We start from the raw sequence: 22,819 nt of genomic DNA, 5'->3' as shown, positions 1-22,819 counted from the left end.
ATTAGGCATTCCTGCGGCCTCCATCCAGGGTTTTGGCGCTCGGAGCTTAACGAAAATCAGCTGTCCGGCAAAGGGATGAACTCCTCTTCATCCCCTGGAACGATATCGAATCGGCCGCTGCGCCACTCTTCCTTGGCTTTGTCGATCCGCTCCTTGGACGAGGAAACGAAATTCCACCAGATGTGGCGCGGCGAGCTTAGCGCCGCTCCACCGAAGAGCATGACGTGGCAACCGGAGGGACCGCCCGTGATGGTGATCTCGTCGCCTGGGCGGAAGACGAGAAGCTGGTTGTCGGCAAAACGGTCGCCTGCGATGACCGCCTCGCCCGAGAGGATGTACAATGCACGCTCCTCCCATTGCGCGGCAAATGGCGCGCTCCTGCCGGCATCGATCTTGAGGTCGACATAGATCGTATCGGTGAAGACGGAGACGGGCGAAGCTTCACCCTCGAATTGGCCGATGACGACGCGTGCACGCAGGCCGCCGTCGGCGAGATGCGGCAGCATCCGCTCTTCGGTATGGGTGAAGATCGGATCGATCTCCTCCTTTTCGTCGGGTAGCGCCAGCCAGGTCTGTAATCCGGAGAGCGAGCGCTCGTGTCCGCGCTGGTTTTCCGGGGAACGCTCCGAATGGACGATGCCGCGCCCGGCCGTCATCAGGTTCACATCGCCCGGCCGGATCACCATCTCGGTACCGAGACTGTCGCGATGCTTGATTTCCCCGTCGAAGAGATAGGTGACGGTCGAGAGCCCGATATGCGGATGCGGGCGCACGTCGATCGCTTGGCCCGCACGCAAGAGGGCCGGGCCCATGCGGTCGAAAAAGATGAAGGGTCCGACGAGTCGCCGCCGCGCCGTTGGCAGGGCGCGCCGCACCGCGAGCCCGCCGATATCGCTGGTGCGCGGAATGATCAGATGTTCGATCGCATCACAGGCCGGCTTGTCGCCGGCGAGCGGGTCGGGACCGGGAAAGAAAGACATGGAACGCGCTCCGTTTGGTTGGCATCCGCTTGAGACTATCCCCGATCCCATTGGCCGGGTAGTTGCCACCATGAGACGCAGCGTTTCTCGTCCGGTTCAATGACCGAAGCGCGAATTTGAAGGGAAGGCCACTCTCCTCGGGTCTAACCCGAGGACTAGTCCTCTCCGCGCGAGCGGGCGAGGGGGACATCGGCGGCAGGCGGAAGAGGGGCAGGTTTCGGCAAACCGGCCCGATCGTCGTTCATTGCTCCGCATCCAGCGGCTCGACACCCTGGGGCCTTCCTGCACGGTCGAGGCGGATCTTCTCGATACGGTCTTCGGCGGCCTTCAAGAGCGCCTCGCAGTGCTTCTTCAGGGCCTCGCCGCGTTCGTAGATTTCGATCGACTTGTCGAGCGCCACGTCGCCGCGCTCGAGCGCCGAGACGATGCGCTCCAGTTCCTCGACGGCCTGCTCGAAGGAGAGGGCGGAAACGTCCGGTTGCGTGCTGGTGTTCATCAATTACCCCCTCATCAGTCTCAGGATGTGCATGGCCGCCGATTCGGCAAGGCCCTCAAGATCATAGCCGCCCTCGAGCATGCTGACGACGCGGTTGCCTGAGCTCTTGCCGGCGACTTCCATAAGGCGTCCCGTCGCCCAGTCGAAGTCCTCCGCCATCAGATTGAGCTGGGCCAAAGGATCGCGGTAATGCGCGTCGAAGCCGGCGGAGATCAGCACGAGGTCCGGGCGGAAATTGCCGAGTGCAGCGAGAATGCGCGTGCGGAACGCGTCGCGGAAATGCTCGCTGCCGCTGTTGGGCGATAGCGGCGCGTTGACAATGTTGTTCCTGACGCCCGTCTCTTCCCTGGCGCCAGTACCCGGATAGAGCGGCATCTGGTGCGTGGAGCAGAAAAGTACGGACGGGTCATGCCAGAAAATGTCCTGCGTGCCATTGCCGTGGTGCACATCCCAATCGACGATCGCCACCCGCTCGACCCCGTGCGTTCGTTGCGCATGGCGCGCGGCGATCGCGATCGTATTGAAGAAGCAGAAACCCATCGGCCTGTCCTTCTCCGCGTGGTGGCCGGGTGGGCGCGCGGCGACGAAGGCATTGTCCGCCTCGCCGGCGAGGACGGCGTCCACGGCCGCGACAGCGGCGCCGACGGCCGTCAATGCGGCGTCGAAGCTCAAGGGGCTCGCGAAGGTATCTGCTTCGATCTGGTTGATGTCCTCTTCCGGGATCCACTTTTTGATCGAGTGCAGATGATCTTCGGTATGGGCGAGAAGGACCAGATCCTCATCGGCCCTCGATGCCTTGACCCGCGTGAGCTCGGCGAAAGTCGGGTGCTCCAGTGCAAGGTTCAGCGCCTTCAGCCGATCCGGCCTTTCGGGATGTCCCTCCGGAACAATGTGTTCCAGGAAGATCGGGTTTTCATAGAGCTGCGTGGTCATCTGCGCAAAGCTAGTGCGCGAACCTGTCAAAATCCATGGCAGCGGCGGCAATTCTGCCGATTTTCAACAGCGCGGAGAGATGAGGATCTTGCCGTCCCGACGCGGATCGGCCTGATGCGCCAGCGCGTCGGCGAGTCGGCTTATTGGATAGGTCGCCGCGACAGGGCTTGCGAAGAGCCCGTCGCGCAGGCCCGCAAAGCTTCGGGCGAAGGCAGCCTCGATCGCCGCGCGGCCGGCCGAATGTATCCAGGTCCTGAGCCAAAGGAAGGCGAAGCGGACATCGGCGCGGGCGGCGATTGCCTCTTGCGGCACCGGAACGCCACTCAAGGCGCCGTATTGGATCAGAATGCCGCCCGGATGAATGGACTGGCGGATCAGTGCTCCGGCAAGCGTGCCGCCGACGGCATCGAGCACGGCATCGAACGTCGTTGCCGGAGGAAGATCGCTGCCGTCGGTGATGCTGATCCATTGGCGCGCATCGAAGCGGGCAAGACTTTTCTTGCTGCGGAGGATCGCCGTCGGCACCATGCCTTCGCGTTCGATGAGCTTCATCAACATGCCGCCGATTGCCGAGCCCCCCGCGGTGACAGCGACTGCCCGGCCCTCCAGAGAGCCGAAATGCATGCGCAGTTCCTCGACGAGCCGAAGCGCCGTCAGCGGGTTGACGTAGCTCATTGCTGCCTGGCTGTCGCTGATATCGTCCGGGACGCGAAAGCACCAGTTCGCTGGACGCACCAGGAATTGCTGCCACAGGCCGCTCGCGCCGATCGGCATCACGCGATCGCCCGGTTTGAGATCGACGACGTCTTTGCCGACGCGGCTGATCACGCCGACGCCCTCGAAGCCGGGCACGAAGGGCAGTTCGGTGCGGGCCCGATAGGCGCCGGTGACGGGGATGAGGTCCGAGGGATTGATCGCTGCGAGGGAGACTTCAATCTCAACCTCGCCGGCGGCCGGGGCGATGCGTTCGGCATCCAGGAGTTCGATCACTTGTTCGGGGTCGCCAAACTGTCTAACGAGGGTCGAGCGCATGGGAGGATCTCGGCATGGACGGCATCAAGCGGGAGAATGTCACGGAAATCCGCATCCCGTTTCGGGATATAGACATGCATGGCCACATGCACAATGCAGCCTATTACGCGCATGCGGAGGCGGCGCTCGCCAGTCTCTGGCGACACCGACCGGTGGTTGAAAACGAGCCGGCCTATCTGGTGCGCCGCTCGGCCTGCACCTTTCATCGCGGATTGCGCTTCGACGATGCTGCCCGGTTTACCGTCACTGTCGCCAAGCTCGGCGGCAGTTCCGTGACCTTTACCGTTCGTGTCGAGACCGGCGATGCGCTCGCCGCCGAACTCGAGGTCGTCTGGGTCGCCGTCAACCCTGCCGGCAGGCAGCCGGTGCCGCTGCCGGCGCCGACGCGAGACTGGCTTGCCGGCTACGCCAGCTGATCTGCCCCGACACTGCGGAAATGCGCCACCATGCCCATGCCGCCCCCCACTCCCATCAAGGCAAGGCCCTGGCTAGCTGATGCGGCCTCGAGCATCTGCGAGAACAGCCGGACGACGAGGATCGCCCCGGAAGCGCCGTAGGGGTGGCCGAGTGCGATCGCGCCGCCATCGCGATTGACGCGCGAGGGCGCGATTTCGAGCTGGTCCAGACTGCCGAGAACCTGCGAGGCAAAGGCTTCGTTGAATTCGATGAAATCGATGTCGCCGAGGTGGAGCCCCGGATTGCGGCCGCGCAGTCTCGCCATTGCGGGAACGGGCCCGAGGCCGAGCAGGTTGGGATCGACCCCGGCCGTCGCCGCGTCGACGAATTCGAGCGCGAACGAAACTCCGAGCCGGCGCGCCTCGGCGAGGTTCGTCACCAGCACCATGGCAGCGCCATCATTGATGGGACAGGCATTGCCAGCTGTGACTGTACCGCCCTTGACGAAAACCGGCTTCAGCCGGGCGAGCGTCTCGGCTGAGGCATTGGCGCGGGGGCATTCATCCTTGGCGACCGCACCGGACGGCGTCGGCACCGGCGCGATCTCGCGGGCAAACCGGCCCGCAGCCTCCGAGGCGATGGCGCGGCGATGGCTTTCGAGCGCGAACCGATCCTGCCGCTCGCGTGACACTCCACAGGCGGCGGCGACATTTTCGGCCGCGACACCCATATCCGGATCGCCAATGAAATCCGGGGCCATGCGTGCGCGCTTCACTGGCTGCAGTTCGTCGCCGCGCGCAACCGGGGGCCGGAGCCGGATATGGGCGCGGCTCGCGCTTTCGGCGCCGCCTGCGAGATAGAAGCGCCCCGCCCCGGCCTGGATCTGCCGCGCTGCCAGCACTATCGCCTCGAGCCCCGAACCGCATTGGCGATCGACGGTCACGCCGGGAATGGCGACGGGCAGGCGGGCCTCGAGCGCGGCAAGACGGGCGAGGTTGCCGGCGCTGTTGGCGGCATTGCCGAGAAGCACATCGTCGATTTCGGCACGGTCGAGACCGGTATCGTCGATGATCCTTTCTATCAGCAGGGCGGCAAGACTCGCGGGCTCCACCGCCGCAAGGCTGCCATTGACGCGCCCGATCGGCGTGCGAAAGGCGGCAATGACGACAGGTGTGCGGGACGGATCAGACGAGGCGTTCAAGGGCAGGGTCCTCCTTCGCGATCCATTGCCGGAGTTCCCTGGCCGCGATCTTGCCGGAGGCGGTCAGCGGCATACGCCGGCAGAGCCAGATCTTCCGCGGATGCTTGTAGCGGGGCAGCGCGTCAGCAAGATGGCGCGCAAGCGCAGCCTCCTCGAAGGTGCCATTCGGCTGGATGATCGCCGCCAGTTCGCTGCCGAGATCGGGATGATCGAGGCCTAGGACGAGAGCCGCGTCGACGCCGGCTGCGGCCATGATCACCAGTTCCACTTCGGACGGGTAGATATTGTTGCCGCCGGAAACCACCATGCCGCCGGCACGGCCGAGAAGATGCAGAGTGCCATCGCGATCGAGATGACCGAGATCGCCGACGGTCGCGAGCGTGCCTCGCCGACAAAATCCCGTGCCGTCGTCGCCGGAGATGTATCCATCCGCTATCAACTCGCTTTCAACAAAGATCGTCCCGGTTTCTCCGGCCGGCAAGGCATTTCCCTCGTCGTCGAGAACCGACAGCCGAACGCCCGGGAACGCCTTGCCCACCGCGGTCGGGCTTTGCTTGTCGGCAGCCTGGGAGACGGTGATGAAGCCAAGTTCCGATGCGCCGTAATATTCCGTCACTTCGGCGCCAGGGAAAGCGCGGGCTGCCATCTCCCGGTCCGCCGTCGTCAACTTGGCGCCGGCGACTGTGATCTTTTCAACTGCGCTATATGTCGGATCGCCCGCCTGCTCGCACAGTCGCCTGAGCATGGTCGGCACCAGCACGAGACGCCGGGCACCGAACGTTGAGATCTCGTTCAGCGCTTCCGCCGGATCGAAATGCCGGGCGCCGATGAATTCGGCTCCGGCATGAAGGCACTCGGCAAGCGCGTAGAGCGTCAAGCCGTGCGCCAGCGGCCCGGGCGCATAGGTCGTCGTTTCCCGCCCGATGCCGAAAAAGCCCTGGCCGGTGGCGAGGCTCACGCGCCAGGAGCGCCGGTCGCGGATAATCGCCTTCGGCTCACCGGTCGTTCCGGAGGTGAAGACGACGAGGAATGGCTCGTCACCATCCCCGACGCTGATCGGTGAGGAGCCGTCGAAAGCATCCAGTGCGAGGCTTTGCCCAGTCGACGGCACATCCAGGTGCAGCAAATCGCCGTCGGCGCGGACCACGATCTCGGGGCGCAACTGCGCCTTCATACGCTCGCGGCTCGCTTGTGGCAGGTGCGGGTCGATGAGCGCGGCACAATTGCCGCCGGCGGTCGCGGCAATGAAGGCGGCCGCAAACAGCGGATCGTTCCCGGTTTCGAGCGCGATCAGCCGCGTGCGGCCGGAAAGGACGCTCCGCTCGATCGCCCGCGCGGCCGAACTTTCGATTGCATGCAGGACACGGCCGGATCGCGCGGCCAATTCGCCATAGCTGAAAACCCGGCCTTCCATGCGGAAAGCCGGGGCATGCGGGCGCTCACCCGCGTGGAGCGCAATCGCGCTGGCAAGCGGCATCGCCTCAGGCGCGCGCCGGCAACAGCGGATAGCCGGCGTAGACGGCGCGCGCCGCAAGCGTCGCGATTGCCGCCTTCAAAAAGTCGCCGGGGATGAATGCAAGCGAACCGGTTGCCGCGGCGAGGAGCGGTGTTCCGGTGACCGCGGAAAGCCACGGAACGCCGATTGCATAGAGCACGAGGATGCCGCCGATGACCGAAGCGAGAAAGAAGCCGATAAACTGCCGTCCTTCCGAAATCCCGGGACGGATGATGCGCTCGGCGAGCAAGCCGGTGACGTAAGCGGCGACGACCCAGCCGAGGATGAAACCGCCGGACGGGCCGGCGAAGATGGCAAGTCCGCCGCGACCGCCGGACAAGACCGGAAGGCCGATCGCGACCAGCAGTGCGAAAAGCAAGAAGGAGAGCGCGCCGCGCCTTGCACCGATGATGCAGCCGGCGAGCATCACGCCCATCGACTGAGCCGTGATCGGAACGGGGATGAAGCCAAGCGTGATCGGCGGGATAAAGCCGAGCACCACGACGATTGCGGCGAAGAGCGCGATGAGGACGAGGTCTCTGGTGTTCACGGGGTCCTATCCTTTTATTAGGAATCGCGAATTCATTGCCGGCGAAATCCGCGGGCGTCAATGGCTGCCGCGATCGTATCCGCATCTTTCAGCGTTAGGATGATCAACGGTCCAATGATTGTCAGCGGCCGGATCGGCAAGCCGCGGGCGCGGTGGGCCTCGCTGATCGCCTGGTAATGCGCGAAGATATCGGGAACGAAGCGCAGGACAAGGCCGAGTGCGAGGCTGACATCGGCCGCCCTTAGCAATCCGAGGCGCTCGCAAGGGCTCAAAAGAAACGTCACCTCGTCCATGAAGGCGCCGATGGTGGTCGTCGCCGTGACGGCGGCGGCGAAGAAAACGAGCGCCATAAGCCTGAGCACGAGAGCGACGACCTGCGGCAACGGGACGAGGAAGAGGTTGACGGCGGCGAGCACCAGGATGGTGAAGAAGATGAAGCCGATGCGTGCCGAGGCCTGGCGAAGCGTCAGGCCGAGCGAGAAATAGAGCCCGCCGCAGACGAGAAAGGCCGGCAGCAGCAGGAGGACCGAATTGGTCGTAAAGAGCGCAATACTGAGGGCAAGGAGCGCGATGAGCTTCGCCCGCACCGGTACCCGGTGAAACCAACTCCGTCCCTCGACATAGAGGCTCGTCAGCATCCGGCGACCTCATGATAGCGCCGGATAGTCTCGCTCGGAGCGCCGTCGGCGATAAGTTTGCCCTCGTGAAAGAGCAGGAGGCGCTCGACCCCTTCGACCAGTCCTAGATCGTGGGTAATGACGATCGTGTCCTCGTCGAGCGCATCGATCGTTTCCGCGACCATGCGGCGGTTGCGCAGGTCGAGCTGGTTGGTCGGCTCGTCGAGGATCAGGATTTTCGGTCCGGTGACGAGGACGCTCGCCATTGCCACGAGTTGTGTTTCGCCGCCCGAAAGCTCGTGCACCCGCCGCTTGCCGAGATGGCTGATGCCGAAACGGGCCAGCAGCGCCTCCGTTCGGAGCGAAATCTCCTTGGCCGGCAGACCGCGATTTTTGAGGCCGAAGGCGATATCCTCGGAGACGATCGGCATGATCAGTTGGTGCTGCGGATTTTGGAAGATGAAGCCCGCCTCGGCGAGCACGGCACGGTCGTCCTTGACCGTGTCGAGACCGTTGACCTCGACACGTCCCTTGGTGGGCTTCACGAGACCGTTGATCAGCCGCGCGAAGGTCGTCTTACCCGAGCCGTTGAGGCCGATAACGCCGATGCGCCTCTCGCTGAGCACAAGAGTCAGGGGATGAAGCGCGAGCCGTTCGCCGAAGCTGACCGAGCAATCGGTAAAGCGGATATCCAAGCCTTGTGCCCTCGCACGTTTCGTGATCGCTCTATAGGCCATGTCGGTCGACAAGGGCAATGCGGCTTTGCCGGTAGGCTCTGCGCTGGAGCGGCATTGGAAATTTGGGAATAAAAGCCTATCCTTCCCGTCATGACGATTCGCCTCTCCAACCACGACGCCCGCCGCATCTTCATCGCCAAGCAGGGGCTCTCGGCCGCGCCGCATCGCTCGCTCGGCAAGGAGGGCTTGCTCCACCTCATCCACGATCTCGGCTTCGTGCAGGTCGACAGCATCGCCACCGTCGAGCGCGCCCATCACCAGATCCTTTTCTCCCGAAACCAGACCTATCGGCGCGAGCACCTCACCGAACTCCTGGAAGAGGACGGCGAACTCTTCGAACATTGGACTCACGACGCCTCGATCATTCCGAGCCGCTTCTTCATCTATTGGAAACACCGCTTCAAATGGGAAGAGGAAACGATAAGGGAGCGCTGGCGCAAGTGGCGCGGGGACGGCTTCGACTCGGGCTGCGACGAGACCTATCAGCGGATCGCGAGCAACGGCGCGGTGATGGCGCGCGACCTGAAAGAGGAGGATCACGAGTCCGGCGGGTGGTGGAACTGGCATCCGTCGAAGACGGCGCTCGAGGTGTTGTGGCGCCGGGGCCGGCTTGCGATCGCCCGCCGTGTGAACTTCCAGAAGGTCTATGACCTCACTGAGCGGGTCATCCCCGCCCATCATTACGAGGGCGAGGTGACGCATGAGCAGTTCGTCGACTGGGCATGCCGCAGCGCGCTCGAGCGGCTGGGTTTTGCGACCCATGGTGAGGTAGCCGCCTTCTGGGATCTCGTTTCGCCGGACGAGGCCAGGGCCTGGGTGGCGGCCCATCGGGACGAACTCTGCAATGTTTCGATCGAGACAGCCAACGGCGGCAAGCCGCGCCCGTGCTATGCATTTGCGGGCTTTCCGGACGCTCTCGGCGACATTCCCGATGCTCCGGCACGCGTTCGCGTTCTGAGCCCCTTCGATCCCTTGCTGCGCGACCGCAACCGCACGGAACGCCTCTTCGGCTTTTTCTACCGCATCGAGGTCTTCGTTCCCGAGCCGAAGCGCGAATACGGCTATTACGTCTTTCCGCTTCTCGAAGGCGATCGGCTGATCGGCCGCATCGACATGAAGGCCGATCGCAAGCGCGGCAGCCTTGACGTGCGGCGCCTGTGGCTGGAACCCGGTATCAAGGCCTCCTCCGGGCGAATCGAGAAGCTCGAAGCCGAACTCGACCGGATCGCCCGTTTCGCCGGGGTGGAGGGGGTCAAGCTGCTCGATGGCTGGAACAACGTCGGTTCCTGACGGATTTTTTCTTGGCTTGCAGCACCGTGCTCCCTAAATGGAGCAGAAAACCTTCATGACGCGGAGCAGAACCATGGACACCAATCTGGCAAGCCTCTTCGATGCGGACGAGGCCACGGTCCGCAAGGTTCTCTCCAAGACGCTTTCCGGCGCCGACGATGGCGAGCTCTTCCTGGAGCATGCGCAGGCGGAGGTTCTTACCTTCGATAATGGACGATTGAAGGGCGGCAGCTTCAATACCGATCAGGGCTTCGGCCTGCGTGCGGTTGCCGGCGAGGCGGTCGGCTATGCTCATGCCGGAGAACTGTCGCTTGCTGCGCTGCAGAGGGCCGCCGACGCGGTGGGGCAGGTGACCCGTGGCTATTCGGGCTCCTACGCCGCCGCCCCGCAGCGCACCAACAAGAAACTCTATGGCGACGGGAACCCGATCGGCGAACCGAGCTTCGATGCAAAGGTGAAGTTGCTGCAGGAAATCGATGCCTATCTTCGCGCCAAGGAGCCCAAGGTCCGCCAGGTGACGGCGACGATCTCGGCAAGCTGGCAGGTGGTGGATATCCTGAGGGCCGACGGGCACCGCGTTCACGACGTGCGCCCCATGACCCGCATCAACATCTCGGTCGTGGTAGGCGAGGGCGATCGGCAGGAAACGGGAACTTTCGGCACGGGCGGCCGGCGCGGCTTCGGCGATCTCGTCACGGAAGAAAACTGGCAGCGCGGCGCTGACGAGGCATTGCGGCAGGCGCTCGTCAATCTCACCGCGATCGACGCGCCGGCCGGCACCATGGATGTCGTGCTCGCCTCCGGCTGGCCGGGCGTGATGTTGCACGAAGCGGTTGGCCATGGCCTGGAGGGCGACTTCAATCGCAAGAAGACGTCCGCCTTCGCGGGTCTGCTCGGCGAGCAGGTGGCCGCCAAAGGCGTGACCATCGTCGACGACGGCACGATCGAGGCGCGGCGCGGTTCAATCTCGGTCGACGACGAGGGCACGCCCTCGGGCTATAACGTGCTGATCGAAGACGGCAAGCTCGTCGGCTACATGCAGGACCGGCAGAACGCACGCCTCATGGGCATGACACCGACGGGGAACGGGCGCCGTCAGGGTTACGCCTATGTGCCGATGCCGCGCATGACCAACACCTACATGCTTGCCGGCGACCGCACGCCCCAGGAAATCATCGCATCGGTGAAGAAGGGCCTCTATGCCGTTTCCTTTGGTGGCGGTCAGGTCGACATCACCTCCGGCAAGTTCGTGTTCGGCTGCACCGAGGCCTACCTTATCGAGGATGGCAAAATCGGCGCGCCGGTAAAGGGCGCTATGCTGATCGGCAACGGCCCGGAGGCGATGAAACGGGTCACGATGGTCGGCGACGACATGAAGCTCGACACCGGCATCGGCAATTGCGGCAAGGGCGGGCAATGGGTGCCGGTTGGCGTCGGCCAGCCGCATCTCCGGATGGATCAGATCACCGTCGGCGGAACACAGGCGTAGGACGGCGTCAGCAGGTCCGCTGCGCGGAAGAGACGCTCGCGCAAGCTCACATCTAGCTGCGGCCGGGAAGCAGCAGGCAGTCGTAGGAACGCTTCTTCAGGACGTCGCAAGCAGACGCGGCGGCCTCGCGAGTGGGGAAGCCGGCGAATCGCGCCCTGTAACGCGCGGCCGAACCGGTTCCCTTCACGTCCGTGTAGGGTGAAGCACCTAAGAGTGCCGCGCCGCCGGCGGATTGGGCTTCGATGAGAATCCGGCGCGCACCTTCTGCCGATGGCGTCGTCGAAATCTGGATCTGCCACTTGCCGGTTGGCCGATCCGCGCTCGCGACTTCGCTTACAGGGGTCGGCCTTTCCCGCGGGATCGCGGTGGCGGTTGCCGCCATGATCGCCGACTCGGCCCTGTCCACCCGCTTGATTTCACCCGCATAGGATAACGAAACACCGGGCAATGTCGGTACCTCGGACGTATTGTTCGACTTCGCGGCGGCGACCATCGTTGCTACCTTCGGCGACGACGTTCTTCCAAGATGTTGGTCGAGAAGGGCGGCCATCTTGTTGTCTCGGCTTTTTGCCGTACGCCCGCCGAGGACCACACCGATAATGCGGCGATTGCCGTCCCTGACGGCGCTGACGAGATTGAAGCCGGAAGCATTGGTGTAGCCGGTCTTGATGCCGTCCATGCCGTCGTAGCGATACATGAGGTTGTTGTGGCCGCGGATGGTGCGGCCGCGGAAGGCGAAGCTCTGGGTCGAGAAGAGGCGGTATTCTGATGGAAAATCCCTGATCAGCGCGACGGCGAGCCTGGACATGTCGCGCGCAGTCGTCACCTGTGCGCTTGCCGGTAGCCCCGATGCATTGATGAAGACCGTGCGATACATGCCGAGCCTGCGGGCCTTCGCGGTCATCATTCGGGCGAAGTTCGCCTCGGAACCGCCGAGCTTTTCGGCCATGGCCGCGGCGGCGTCATTGGCCGAGGACACGATCATCGCGTTCACCGCCTCCCTCACGGTGATCGCGTCACCCGCCTTGACGCGCAACTTGGTCGGTGGTTTGCGCGCGGCCTCCTTCGACATCGGCACGGGTGTCTCCCAGCCGATCTGCCCGCGTCGTAGGGCTTCGAAGGTGAGATAGACGGTCATCATCTTGGTGAGCGAGGCCGGATGATTGAGATCGTCGGCGTTTTCGGCTGCAAGCACCCGGCCGCTTTGGACGTCGAGAACGAGAGAGGCGCTGCCGGCAAGTGCCGATGCGGTGGCAGCGAGGAATGCCATCGCAGTGGCCAAGGCGAGTCGCAAATTCTTCATCCAGTCCCCCATTTGACCCGCAAACAAGCAACGGCGGCCTGCGGCGCGCATGTTTCATAATGTGACAGTCCGCCCCATTGTAGCAACATTGCGGCCGAAAACCGGTCCAAGCGGTGATTTTTATTCGAGAGGCCCGAGTTTCCTCGCTTCAGTGCCCGTGCAGCTGAGAGGCAGGGGATTCAACAAGGCTTAACCCGCCGCCAATACGCTGTCGCCGGCGGCGCTGGTTTGGACCGCCCGCCCGTGTGCTGCGTCTTTGTCGGGAGCGATCGCGCGCCGGTGCTTCGGAGCAAACGATCGGATCCAGTGGGGGGTTGTTACAAGAGATGAAGCAGGGCTTGGGGCGGCTCGTGCGCAATCACGTCAGGCGGGCCGCCATCGCCGGCGGGCTCGAAGCCGCACACCTTGTCGCGCGTTCAGGATTGCTGCCCTACGCGCGCGGGCGCGGCGCGATCTTCACCCTGCACCATGTCCGCCCCAGGCGCGAACGCGTCTTCGACCCCAACGCGCATCTGCAGATCACACCCGACTTCCTTGAAAGCGCGATCCAGGCCTTGCGGCGCGACGGCCATCGCTTCGTCGCGCTCGAGGATCTGCCTGCGCATCTGAACTCTGCCGATCCCCGTCCGCTCGCCTGTTTCACGCTCGACGACGGCTATCGCAACAATCTCGAATTCGCGCTTCCGATATTCGAACGCCATCGCGTTCCCTTCACCGTCTTCGTCACGGCCGGATACGTCGATCGCACCCACACGCTCTGGTGGGAAACGTTAGCCGATTGGCTTTCCTCAAGCCGGGAAATCCGCTTTGACTTCGGAGCGGGGGAAGAAGCCATCGCGACCGCAGGCCTCGTGCAGAAACAGGCGGCATTCGATCGCATCGCCGCTCATATCCACGGTGGCGACGAGGCACGCGCGGTTGCTGTGCTAAACCATGCCGTAGCCTCGCACGGCATCGATCCGCTCGCCATCACCGACAGACTTACGCTTGACGAGACGGGTCTCCGGGCTTTACTCGAAAGCCCACTTGCAAGCCTCGGCGCCCATACGATCAGCCACCGAGGCCTGGCGCAGCTTAGCGAGGAGGAGGCGCGGCGCGAGATCATGGCGTCGATCGTGCGCGTCGAGCAGATCGCTGGCCGTCGTCCTGCGAGCTTCGCATATCCCTATGGCTTCCGGTCGACCGTTTCGCCGCGGGACCACCGCCTCGCCGCCGAACTCGGTCTCCGGATCGCGGTCACGACGGAGCCGGGCACGCTGTCATCCTCGCCTAACTTGCACGGCTTGCCGCGGATTTCGCTCAATGGGCACTTCCAGAGCCCGCGCTACGTCTCGGCGCTTGCATCCGGAATCCCGTTTCGCATTGCGGCCATATAGGCCGTACGCTTCCCTCAGGGATACATCCGCACCTTCATCCAGCCGCCTTCCGGCGCCGGGCGATGGAACTCGATGCGGTCATGCAGGCGGAAGGGCCGGTCGTGCCAGAATTCGATCGAGGTCGGGACAATGCGGAAGCCGGACCAGTATTCCGGGCGCGGAATCTCGCCGATCGCATAGCGCGTCGTATATTCGGCGACGGCCTTTTCCAAGGCGAAGCGGCTCTCGAGCGGGCGAGATTGCTTGGAAGCCCAGGCGCCGATGCGGCTGCCGCGCGGCCGGCTCCTGAAATACTCGTCTGCCTCTTCCTTCGACACGATTTCGACCGGGCCGCGCAGGCGCACTTGTCGGCGCAGCGACTTCCAGTGGAAACACATTGCGGCCTTGCGGGTCGCCAGTAGCTCGCACCCTTTGCGACTTTCGAAATTCGTGTAAAAGACGAAGCCGCGTTCGTCGAACCCCTTCAGCAGCACCATGCGCACATTGGGCATGCCGTCGGGATCGACGGTCGCGAGAGCGACGGCGTTGGGATCGTTCAACTCGCTCTTCTCAGCGTCTTTCAGCCATGTGCCGAAAAGGGAAAAGGGCTCATTTGTTTCCGTGAAGTCACCGCTTGTTAACTCATTCGCCGTCATTATTATCTTCCAATGCTCGTGTATCTGGCCCGGAAACAGTTCGGAATGAGTCCGATTGGTGTTTCCGTATCGAATGATGTCAGAGCCTGCCTTCGAATTTATCGGGATCGGTTGGGCTCTGGCGACTCTGACAGGATTGCCGTGCAAGACATAGCAAAGTGGATCGATTGCAAGAAGGGTTTTTCCTCCGCATGGCTGCGCCCTGCGGCGGTTTGCCTGACGATGCTCGTGCTCCAGGGGTGCATGGGGGCGGGTCTTGGTGTGTTCGGGACTTCAAGCGTCGACCGCTCGGTGGCGACCGGAACCGTACCGGTCGCCAAGACGTCGGACGGCCTTTCAGATGCCGTCGCGGTGCGCAACGCCGTTTCCACCGCCGACATCAGCCAGGGAGGCACGAGTGCCATTCCGTGGGCGAATACCGCCTCGGGCAGCGCCGGCGTCATCAGCAGCATAGAGGAAGACCATGCATCCGGCGTTCTTTGCCGGCGCTTCACCACGACCCGGCACTCTTTCGAGGGCATTGCAAAGTTCGACGGCCGAACCTGCCGATTGGACAACGGCGAATGGTATCTCACGAGCTTCGGCCCGCGCAGCTGAAATGGCCGGTTAACCACGTTTTCGCAAAACCAAGGGAATGGCGTGGCGAACGGGCCTCGCGACCGGCGACGGCTGCCGCCGGCTAACCGATATTTAGCAACTTCCCCGGAATGATCGCCCTCAAACTCGGGCTCCCTTGCTGGCAATCACGCACCTTGGGAAGGCCGCCGCCGCTCAAAGAAGATGGTGACAAGCCATGCGCGATCCCTATGCAATTCTCGGTGTGAGACGAAATGCCGGGCAGGAGGAAATCAAGGCCGCCTGGCGCTCCGTCGCAAAGGCGATCCACCCCGATCACAATCGGGACGATCCTTTGGCGACCGAACGTTTTGCAGAAGCTGGCAAGGCCTACGAGCTCCTGCGCGATCCCGTCCGCAGGAGCCGCTACGACTGGGCGCGGCGCGAGGCGGAACTGCGCCGCATGGAGGCGATGAAGGAGAAAATGCGCGGACCGGCGCCGAGCGAGGAGCCGGTCGGCTCCGAAACCGCGGAGGAGGCAGTCTCCCGTATTTTCGGAGTTTCCCCACAGCCCGGCGCGGCAGCGTCCAGGGCACGAGCGTCGGCGACACGACAGGCCGACAAAGCTGGTCCGGCGACAGAGCCGCAGCCGGAGCCGGTCACCGAGGCGAAACAGGAGAGCGCGACATCGGAGCCGACGTCGCCTCGGCGTTCCGCAGCACCTGGGGCGGAGTTGGTCGCAGCCCTTGTTCGCCGCATTCGTGATCGCATTACGAAAACGGCGGAGAAAGTTCCGGACCTCGTTGTGGACGTGCCCGTCAGTGTCGCCGAGGTGATGTCGCGCGCGCGGGTTTCGGTCGTGCTTCCCGATGGTGAGACGGTCAAGGTCGCAATTCCGCCAGGCGCGACCGACGGGCACGTGATTCGACTGAAGGAGCAGGGCTATCGAGTGGCCGGCATGACGCGCGGCGATGTGGTCGCGACCTTGCGCATTGCTGAGGACGGGCCATTCAGGACCCAGGGTCTGGACCTTGTGACTACCTTGCCGCTCGAGCTCCAGGATGCCGTCCTCGGTTGCGAGATCGAGATGGAGACGCCGAACGGACCGGTTGCCGTCGCGGTGCCGGCCTGGTCGGGCTCCGACAAGGCGATCCGCGTTCCGGGAAAGGGCATGCGGGGCGCCGACGGGGAACACGGCGACCTCGTCGTGGAATTGCGGCTCGTTCTGCGTGAGAAGCCTGACGACAGGATCACGGATCTCATGCGATCCCGGCGCGACGGGCTCTATTTGTGAAGCTTTTCTGACGAACTGAACCAATATTACGGGGACTAACAGTTCCTGATCCGCGCCGCGCTTGAACGGCTGTGGCTGCTATGCCATAGGCAAAGCTCGACAATTTGCTGCATCTTACACTGCTGGTGCGGTGTCATTGATGTTCGGGAACAAGGCGCCGGCTCGGCCGGTGCCGGCAGACAGTATTGGGGACATTCCATGGCTCAGGCATCGGGTCTGATGAATGGCAAGCGCGGCGTCATCATGGGCGTCGCAAACAATCGCTCGATCGCATGGGGCATTGCCAAGGCTTTGTCGGAGGGCGGCGCTGAGATCGGGCTGACGTGGCAGGGCGATGCCCTGAAGAAGCGAGTCGAGCCCTTGGCCCAGGAGCTCGGCGCCTTCATGGCTGGCCATTGCGACGTAACCGACCTGTCCACCGTCGATGCCGTGTTCTCGGCCCTCGAGGAGAAGTGGGGCAAGATCGATTTCGTCGTGCATGCCATCGCCTTCTCCGACAAGGACGAATTGACCGGCCGTTACCTGGATACGAGCCGTGACAATTTCGCCCGAACGATGGACATTTCCGTCTACTCGTTCACCGCGGTTGCTGCACGCGCGGAGCGTATCATGAATGACGGCGGCTCGATGCTGACGCTCACCTATTACGGTGCAGAGAAGGTAATGCCGCATTATAACGTCATGGGCGTCGCCAAGGCGGCGCTTGAGGCGAGCGTGCGCTATCTTGCGGTCGACCTCGGCAATCGTGGCATTCGGGTCAATGCCATTTCGGCCGGGCCGATCAAGACGCTGGCCGCATCCGGCATCGGCGATTTCCGCTACATCCTGAAGTGGAACGAGTACAACGCACCGCTGAAGCGCACCGTCTCGATCGAGGAGGTCGGCAATTCGGCGCTCTATCTCCTCTCCGACCTTTCGAGCGGCGTCACCGGCGAGGTTCACCACGTCGATTCCGGCTATCATACGATTGGCATGAAGGCCGTCGATGCGCCGGACATCTCCGTTCTGAAGGACTGATCCGTCCCCCGACAGGCGCCCGGCGCCGAGCGACGGCATATCGTGTCCGGAGTGAACGCTGTGCTCATCTACATGGTTCGCCACGGCCAAACCGACTGGAATGCCGAGAGCCGGCTGCAGGGGCAAAAGGACATTCCCCTCAATGAGACCGGTCGCCGACAGGCGACCGAGAACGGCGCCACTTTGGCCAGGATGCTCGGGCGGGATGCCTCCGCCTTCGATTTTGTCAGCAGCCCTCTCGGTCGGACGCGTGAGACGATGGAGCGCCTGCGGCGGGCGATGGACCTTGATCCGCTCGAATATCGCGTCGACGAACGGCTGAAGGAGGTCTCTTTCGGTTCCTGGGAGGGGTTCACGCTGCCGGAACTGAAGCGCCAGGCCCCGGAGCGGATCGCCGCGCGGCGACTGGCCAAATGGGACTTCATCCCGCCCGGTGCGGACGCGGAGAGTTATGAAATCCTTTCCTGGCGCGTCGGGGCCTGGCTGAAGGACGTCAGCAAACCCACCATCTGCGTGAGCCACGGCGGCGTCATCCGGGCCTTGTTCAAGCTTCTCGGAGAGATGGAGCCCGACGAGGCGGCTGCGGCGGCAATCCCACAGGACCGCATTCTAAAGGTCGTCGACGGCTCCATCGGCTGGCTTTGAGCGACGCGCGGCACCGTGCAGGTCCGCTTCACTGGAAGCCTATTGCACGACCTCGAGGTCATTGATGACGCGCTTGCCGTCGACCTCGGTGTAGAAGACGACGACCTTGACCCCGGCTTTCAGGCCCTCGAAATTGAACTCCTCAGGCGCCTGATAGCTCTGGCCGTCGTCGAGCGAAAGACTCAGATGCTCCGTATCGATCTTGGTGATCACGGCCTCGACGTCGCCACTTTCGGCCTCGGCGGAGAGCGGCGAGAGCAAGCCTGCTGCGGCCATGAGCGCGGCGATGACGAAACGCATCCTAGCTACCTTCTTCGATAATTCTGCAATCGTTCCTGTAATCACCTTTGGTCCTCGATTGTGGCAAAAGTTGCCTCTGTCCAGCGCCTTGCACATGGCTGGTGGCGGAGAGTGAATGCGGCTGCGGTGAAATTCAAGCGAACCAAATGGTGAACGCATCTGCCATCAAGCAAACTGCCGGAAATGCGGCTGCCGCTTGAAGCGTGGGTCGATTTCAATCTCAAAATCGGTTCCGATTCTGAAAATCATGCAGTAAGAGAGGGCGCGCGTTTCGCGCGGTCTCCGGCGGGGATGAGAGTGCGAACTCTCCCAGATCCCGCGCCGGCTCAACATCGGTAGCCGTCATGTCGCACAATAGCTTCGGTCATCTCTTCCGAGTCACCACCTGGGGCGAAAGCCATGGTCCGGCGCTTGGCTGCGTCGTGGACGGCTGCCCGCCCGGCCTTCGTTTCACGCTCGCCGAAATTCAGGCCTGGCTCGACAAGCGCAAGCCCGGGCAATCACGCTTCGTGACCCAGCGCCGCGAGGACGATCTCGTCAAGGTGCTGTCCGGTGTCATGCTCGAGGCTGACGGCGAGACAATGGTCTCCACCGGCACCCCTATTTCGATGTTGATCGAGAACACCGACCAGCGCTCCAAGGATTATTCCGAAATCGCCAAACGGTACCGCCCCGGCCATGCCGACTATACCTATGACGTGAAATACGGCATTCGCGACTATCGCGGCGGCGGTCGCTCCTCGGCGCGCGAGACCGCCGCGCGCGTCGCGGCCGGCGCCATTGCCCGCAAGGTCGTGCCGGGCGTTCTCGTGCGCGGCGCGCTCGTCCAGATCGGCAAGCACAAGATCAACCGCGCCAATTGGGATTGGGCGGAAGTGAACAACAACCCATTCTTCTCTCCGGACCCGGCGATCGTTCCGGTCTGGGAGGATTATCTCGATGGCATCCGCAAGGCCGGCTCGTCTATCGGCGCAGTCGTCGAGGTGGTCGCCGAGGGTGTGCCCGCCGGCATCGGTGCGCCGATCTACGGCAAGCTTGACCAGGACATCGCCTCGAACCTGATGTCGATCAATGCGGTCAAGGGCGTGGAGATCGGCAATGGCTTCGCCGCGGCCGAGATCAGCGGCGAGGAGAACGCCGACGAGATGCGCATCGGCCCCGCGGGCGAACCGGTTTTCCTCTCCAACAGTGCCGGCGGCATTCTCGGTGGCATTTCGACCGGTCAGCCGATCGTCGCCCGCTTCGCGATCAAGCCTACCTCTTCCATCCTGACCGAGCGCCGCTCGATCGACAGTGACGGCAACGAGGTCGATGTGCGCACCAAAGGCCGCCACGACCCCTGCGTCGGGATCCGGGCCGTGCCGATCGGCGAGGCCATGCTTGCTTGCACGGTCGCCGATCACTACTTGCGCGACCGGGGCCAGACGGGCCGACTGAAGTAATCTGGGGAGAGAAGAAAAAGATGTCCTATGACCAGAAGCGTGTCGTCGACGCCATCCGCGCCTTCGAGGCCGGCGAGATCGTCGTCGTCACCGACGACGGCGGCCGCGAGAACGAAGGCGATCTGATCGTCGCGGCCGTGCATTGCACGCCGGAAAAGATGGCCTTCATCGTCCGCCATACTTCGGGCATCGTCTGCACCCCCATGCCGCGGGACGAGGCAAAACGCCTCAATCTGAATGCGATGGTGGCGGAGAACGACTCAGCCCATACGACCGCCTTTACGGTTTCCGTCGATTTCAAGCATGGAACCACGACCGGCATTTCCGCCGACGATCGGACGCTCACGGTCAGGAACCTCGCCAATCCGAATGTCGGGCCGAGCGATTTCGTGCGGCCCGGCCACATCTTCCCTTTGGTGGCGCGCGAAGGCGGCGTGCTCATGCGTTCCGGCCATACGGAGGCGGCAGTCGATCTCTGCCGGCTTGCCAGCCTGCCGCCGGTCGGCGTCATCTGCGAACTCGTCAATGACGACGGCACGGTGATGCGTGGTCCGCAGGTGGAGGCGTTTGCCGAGACGCACGGGCTCAAGCAGGTCTCCGTCGCCGATCTCATCGCCTATCGGCAGCGCAAGGAAACGCTGATCGAAAAAGGCAATTGCTTTGACATCGAGACGCCCTATGGCAAGGCGAAGGGCCACGCCTATTCGCTACCCTGGGATCCGATGCAGCATTTGGCCGTCGTCTTCGGCGACATCCGCGATGGCGTCGACATTCCGGTCCGCCTCCATCTGGAAAATGTCGGGTCCGACGTCTTCGGCAGCGACCGCCAGATCGATGAGATCATGAGGCGCATCGCCGCGGAGGGCAGGGGCGTGATCGTCTACTTGCGCGAAGGTTCCGTCGGCGTCGGTGTTTCGCAGACGGCGCGCAAGGGCAAGCACGAGGGCGAAGCCCATCTTGAGGCGCAGGCACGCGAGAGCGAATGGCTGGAAATCGGCCTCGGCGCCCAGATCCTTAAGGATCTCGGCATCACCTCCATCCGGCTCATCTCATCGCGCGAGCGTCACTATGTCGGCCTCGAAGGCTTCGGCATCGACATTGCCGCGACCGAGATCCTCTGAAGAAAAGAGCAACACAGCCCTCTGCTTGAGCCTGGCATGAAAAAAAGCCGCGCATCCGAGACGGAGCGCGGCTTTCTGAAACCGACTGTCATCGATCACGGCAGCGCGTCATAGCCCTCGCCGAAGCCCTTGAGGTCGACCGGAATACCGATGCCTTCCTCCGGTGACTGGAAGACGATGAAGGTTGCCGTCGCGCCGGCACGGAAGGTCTTCAAGAGTTCGTCCTCGAGCACGACTTCGGCATAGCAGCCGTCGGTGAAACAGCGCACGAAATAGGCGCGGCCGATGTCTTTGCCGTCGACATTGAGCCCGAGGCCGTTCGGCAGAAGCACGCCGAGTGGCGCAAGCACCCGCAGGATCTTCGCTTTTCGATCCGCCGTCTTGAGCACGACTACGGAAAGCCCGACCTCAGGGCGATCCTCGGCGATCACGTTCTGCATCAGCGCGCATTGCTCGGTCGATGCGCCGGCCGGTTTGTCGCAGACGATCGACCAGGCGCCGTGGTTCGACTTCACCGTTCCCGGCGCTCCGCCGGACTGCTGGGCCATGCTTGCTGTGGGGAAGGCGAAGGCGCCAATTCCGAGAACGGCCAGGACGGGCAGCCGTGAGAAAAGGGACAGGCCCATGTAAACCTCAAAACGTCGAATCAATCGGGCTATTCTTGAGCGCAGAGGCGCAAATGAAAAGCCCTGGGCACTTACATTCCAGTGCCATATGGCCGAAATTGGGCTCCACCTCCTGCGAAGAGGGAGGTCGGCGCTTAATTTTCAGGCGACTTTCGGCTGCCGTCTCCGGCAAAGCGGGATCGGGCGCACCGGCAGTGAGGGCGCAGGGCTCGAAAGCTTCCGCGTGCAGCATGAGCCCGCCTGTAAGAAAAAACCCCGCTTTGCGCAAAAATGCCGCATGGGGTCTACCGGTCAGATGTTGCGGCGCTCACCAAACTGTGGTTTGAAGCGCTGCAGTATCGCAGGGATTCTGCGTTCCGGGTTTGATCCTGATCAAGCGCATTGGGGAGACGTAATTGTGAAGAACAAGGCCTACGCAGTTCTGGCAGCGCTTGCCTGTCTGCTTTTTGCTTCGAGCGCCTTTGCCGACAAGCCTGTCGACTGGCAGACGAGTCTGCAGCCGGCCGCAACCGGCATCATGGAGAACATTGCGTGGTTTGAGCAATATACCCTTTGGTTCATCGTTCCGATCACGCTCCTGGTCCTCCTGCTCTTGATCGTCGTCGTGGTCAAGTTCCGCGAGGGCGCCAATCCGGTTCCCTCAAGGACAAGCCACAATACCCTCATCGAGGTCATTTGGACCGTCGGCCCGGTAATTATCCTTCTGTTTCTCGCCGTGCCCTCCTTCCAGCTTCTGACGGCACAGCTGACGCCGCCGGAAAATCCGGATCTGACGGTCAAGGCCACGGGCAACCAGTGGTACTGGTCCTACGAATATGAGATCGGCGAAAACCCGCTGTCCTTCGACAGCCTTCTCCTGAAGGAAGAGGATCGTGCGAGCCTCGGCAAGGAAGACAAGGGGGCTTATCCGCGTCTCCTCGCCGTCGACAACGAAGTCGTCGTTCCGGTTGGCAAGACCGTCCGCCTTCTGGTCACGGCTGCAGACGTGATCCACGCCTTTGCCATGCCGGCCTTCGGCGTGAAGATCGACGCCGTTCCTGGCCGTCTTAACGAAACCTGGTTCAAGGCTGATCGCGAAGGCCTCTATTACGGCCAGTGTTCCGAGCTCTGCGGCAAGGATCACGCCTATATGCCGATCGCCGTTCGCGTAGTCTCGCAGGAGAAATACGATGCCTGGCTCGCCGCCGCGGCAACCAATCTCGGCGAAGCGAACAGGGCGCTCATGGCGTCAATCGACGGCGCGGCAAAGACCGTTGACGTCGCCGCAAACGCCGCACAGTAATCGGAAG

24 protein-coding genes are annotated in these 22,819 nt (G+C 63.2%); 11 read left to right on the top strand and 13 right to left on the bottom strand.

Annotated features, from left to right (window positions below):
- Window positions 1-56: 56 nt before the first annotated feature.
- The 4 genes from J2Z31_RS09385 to J2Z31_RS09370 form a co-directional block, all read right to left on the bottom strand.
- Window positions 57-980, bottom strand: coding sequence for a pirin family protein (locus tag J2Z31_RS09385; protein ID WP_209601630.1), 924 nt, complete (start codon window positions 978-980; stop codon window positions 57-59).
- Window positions 981-1,221: 241 nt separating this feature from the next.
- Complete coding sequence (locus J2Z31_RS09380; protein WP_209601629.1) at window positions 1,222-1,476, bottom strand: exodeoxyribonuclease VII small subunit; 255 nt, start codon at window positions 1,474-1,476, stop codon at window positions 1,222-1,224.
- A gap of 3 nt (window positions 1,477-1,479) precedes the next feature.
- Window positions 1,480-2,409 (bottom strand): histone deacetylase family protein, encoded by a 930-nt coding sequence (locus tag J2Z31_RS09375; protein ID WP_209601628.1) that lies wholly within the window; start codon window positions 2,407-2,409, stop codon window positions 1,480-1,482.
- A 63-nt stretch (window positions 2,410-2,472) separates the two neighbouring features.
- Window positions 2,473-3,441 carry a zinc-dependent alcohol dehydrogenase family protein gene (locus J2Z31_RS09370; protein ID WP_209601627.1) on the bottom strand — a complete coding sequence of 323 codons (969 nt, stop codon included), beginning with the start codon at window positions 3,439-3,441 and terminating at the stop codon, window positions 2,473-2,475.
- Window positions 3,442-3,455: 14 nt separating this feature from the next.
- Here J2Z31_RS09370 and J2Z31_RS09365 point away from each other — a divergent pair, with 14 nt between their 5' ends.
- Complete coding sequence (locus tag J2Z31_RS09365) at window positions 3,456-3,857, top strand: acyl-CoA thioesterase (RefSeq protein ID WP_209601626.1); 402 nt, start codon at window positions 3,456-3,458, stop codon at window positions 3,855-3,857.
- On the opposite strand, the gene J2Z31_RS09360 is transcribed toward J2Z31_RS09365, so the two are convergent.
- Genes J2Z31_RS09360 through J2Z31_RS09340 form a run of 5 tightly spaced genes read right to left on the bottom strand, consistent with a single transcriptional unit; the run spans window position 3,845 to window position 8,395 of the window.
- Window positions 3,845-5,038, bottom strand: a complete 1,194-nt coding sequence (locus tag J2Z31_RS09360) for a thiolase family protein (protein WP_209601625.1) — start codon at window positions 5,036-5,038, stop codon at window positions 3,845-3,847. The two genes, J2Z31_RS09365 and J2Z31_RS09360, sit on opposite strands and share 13 nt — an antisense overlap.
- Window positions 5,022-6,515, bottom strand: a complete 1,494-nt coding sequence (locus J2Z31_RS09355; RefSeq protein ID WP_209601624.1) for a class I adenylate-forming enzyme family protein — start codon at window positions 6,513-6,515, stop codon at window positions 5,022-5,024. Before J2Z31_RS09355 ends, J2Z31_RS09360 begins: the two co-directional genes overlap by 17 nt.
- A gap of 4 nt (window positions 6,516-6,519) precedes the next feature.
- Window positions 6,520-7,083 (bottom strand): biotin transporter BioY, encoded by a 564-nt coding sequence (locus J2Z31_RS09350; RefSeq protein WP_209601623.1) that lies wholly within the window; start codon window positions 7,081-7,083, stop codon window positions 6,520-6,522.
- 32 nt (window positions 7,084-7,115) lie between these two features.
- Complete coding sequence (locus J2Z31_RS09345) at window positions 7,116-7,721, bottom strand: energy-coupling factor transporter transmembrane component T family protein (protein ID WP_209601622.1); 606 nt, start codon at window positions 7,719-7,721, stop codon at window positions 7,116-7,118.
- The gene (locus J2Z31_RS09340) at window positions 7,715-8,395 is read right to left on the bottom strand and encodes an energy-coupling factor ABC transporter ATP-binding protein (RefSeq protein WP_209601621.1); all 681 of its coding nucleotides are present in this window, start codon (window positions 8,393-8,395) and stop codon (window positions 7,715-7,717) included. The genes J2Z31_RS09345 and J2Z31_RS09340 overlap by 7 nt, the downstream gene beginning before the upstream one ends.
- Before the next feature lie 132 nt (window positions 8,396-8,527).
- Between J2Z31_RS09340 and J2Z31_RS09335 the strand changes: the two genes are divergently transcribed.
- Both J2Z31_RS09335 and tldD read left to right on the top strand, forming a co-directional pair.
- Window positions 8,528-9,727 (top strand): winged helix-turn-helix domain-containing protein, encoded by a 1,200-nt coding sequence (locus J2Z31_RS09335; protein ID WP_209601620.1) that lies wholly within the window; start codon window positions 8,528-8,530, stop codon window positions 9,725-9,727.
- Window positions 9,728-9,800: 73 nt separating this feature from the next.
- Window positions 9,801-11,216, top strand: a complete 1,416-nt coding sequence (tldD, locus tag J2Z31_RS09330) for a metalloprotease TldD (protein WP_209602282.1) — start codon at window positions 9,801-9,803, stop codon at window positions 11,214-11,216.
- 52 nt (window positions 11,217-11,268) lie between these two features.
- On the opposite strand, the gene J2Z31_RS09325 is transcribed toward tldD, so the two are convergent.
- Complete coding sequence (locus tag J2Z31_RS09325; RefSeq protein WP_209601619.1) at window positions 11,269-12,519, bottom strand: D-alanyl-D-alanine carboxypeptidase; 1,251 nt, start codon at window positions 12,517-12,519, stop codon at window positions 11,269-11,271.
- 326 nt (window positions 12,520-12,845) lie between these two features.
- Here J2Z31_RS09325 and J2Z31_RS09320 point away from each other — a divergent pair, with 326 nt between their 5' ends.
- Window positions 12,846-13,895 (top strand): polysaccharide deacetylase family protein, encoded by a 1,050-nt coding sequence (locus J2Z31_RS09320; RefSeq protein ID WP_209601618.1) that lies wholly within the window; start codon window positions 12,846-12,848, stop codon window positions 13,893-13,895.
- 14 nt (window positions 13,896-13,909) lie between these two features.
- On the opposite strand, the gene pdxH is transcribed toward J2Z31_RS09320, so the two are convergent.
- Complete coding sequence (gene pdxH / locus J2Z31_RS09315) at window positions 13,910-14,530, bottom strand: pyridoxamine 5'-phosphate oxidase (RefSeq protein ID WP_209601617.1); 621 nt, start codon at window positions 14,528-14,530, stop codon at window positions 13,910-13,912.
- A 141-nt stretch (window positions 14,531-14,671) separates the two neighbouring features.
- Between pdxH and J2Z31_RS09310 the strand changes: the two genes are divergently transcribed.
- From J2Z31_RS09310 to J2Z31_RS09295, 4 genes are all read left to right on the top strand, one after another.
- Window positions 14,672-15,127, top strand: a complete 456-nt coding sequence (locus J2Z31_RS09310; protein WP_209601616.1) for an RT0821/Lpp0805 family surface protein — start codon at window positions 14,672-14,674, stop codon at window positions 15,125-15,127.
- A gap of 196 nt (window positions 15,128-15,323) precedes the next feature.
- Window positions 15,324-16,379, top strand: a complete 1,056-nt coding sequence (locus J2Z31_RS09305; RefSeq protein ID WP_209601615.1) for a DnaJ C-terminal domain-containing protein — start codon at window positions 15,324-15,326, stop codon at window positions 16,377-16,379.
- 198 nt (window positions 16,380-16,577) lie between these two features.
- Window positions 16,578-17,396, top strand: coding sequence for an enoyl-ACP reductase FabI (gene fabI, locus J2Z31_RS09300; protein WP_209601614.1), 819 nt, complete (start codon window positions 16,578-16,580; stop codon window positions 17,394-17,396).
- Window positions 17,397-17,456: 60 nt separating this feature from the next.
- Window positions 17,457-18,041 carry a histidine phosphatase family protein gene (locus J2Z31_RS09295; RefSeq protein ID WP_209601613.1) on the top strand — a complete coding sequence of 195 codons (585 nt, stop codon included), beginning with the start codon at window positions 17,457-17,459 and terminating at the stop codon, window positions 18,039-18,041.
- A gap of 39 nt (window positions 18,042-18,080) precedes the next feature.
- On the opposite strand, the gene J2Z31_RS09290 is transcribed toward J2Z31_RS09295, so the two are convergent.
- On the bottom strand, window positions 18,081-18,341 hold the full coding sequence (locus J2Z31_RS09290; RefSeq protein ID WP_209601612.1) for a DUF1344 domain-containing protein: 261 nt from the start codon (window positions 18,339-18,341) through the stop codon (window positions 18,081-18,083).
- Window positions 18,342-18,685: 344 nt separating this feature from the next.
- Here J2Z31_RS09290 and aroC point away from each other — a divergent pair, with 344 nt between their 5' ends.
- Window positions 18,686-19,783 (top strand): chorismate synthase, encoded by a 1,098-nt coding sequence (aroC, locus tag J2Z31_RS09285; RefSeq protein ID WP_209601611.1) that lies wholly within the window; start codon window positions 18,686-18,688, stop codon window positions 19,781-19,783.
- 20 nt (window positions 19,784-19,803) lie between these two features.
- The gene (gene ribB / locus J2Z31_RS09280; RefSeq protein WP_209601610.1) at window positions 19,804-20,904 is read left to right on the top strand and encodes a 3,4-dihydroxy-2-butanone-4-phosphate synthase; all 1,101 of its coding nucleotides are present in this window, start codon (window positions 19,804-19,806) and stop codon (window positions 20,902-20,904) included.
- 95 nt (window positions 20,905-20,999) lie between these two features.
- Here the strand turns inward: ribB and J2Z31_RS09275 are convergent, their stop codons facing one another.
- Window positions 21,000-21,530 (bottom strand): invasion associated locus B family protein, encoded by a 531-nt coding sequence (locus tag J2Z31_RS09275; RefSeq protein WP_209601609.1) that lies wholly within the window; start codon window positions 21,528-21,530, stop codon window positions 21,000-21,002.
- 397 nt (window positions 21,531-21,927) lie between these two features.
- Here J2Z31_RS09275 and coxB point away from each other — a divergent pair, with 397 nt between their 5' ends.
- Window positions 21,928-22,812 carry a cytochrome c oxidase subunit II gene (gene coxB, locus J2Z31_RS09270; RefSeq protein ID WP_209601608.1) on the top strand — a complete coding sequence of 295 codons (885 nt, stop codon included), beginning with the start codon at window positions 21,928-21,930 and terminating at the stop codon, window positions 22,810-22,812.
- Window positions 22,813-22,819: the final 7 nt, after the last annotated feature.

Source organism: Sinorhizobium kostiense (assembly GCF_017874595.1).
Lineage (GTDB): Bacteria > Pseudomonadota > Alphaproteobacteria > Rhizobiales > Rhizobiaceae > Sinorhizobium > Sinorhizobium kostiense.
Note: the sequence above shows the minus strand (reverse complement) of the source record. Positions and strands in the feature narration are given on the sequence as shown.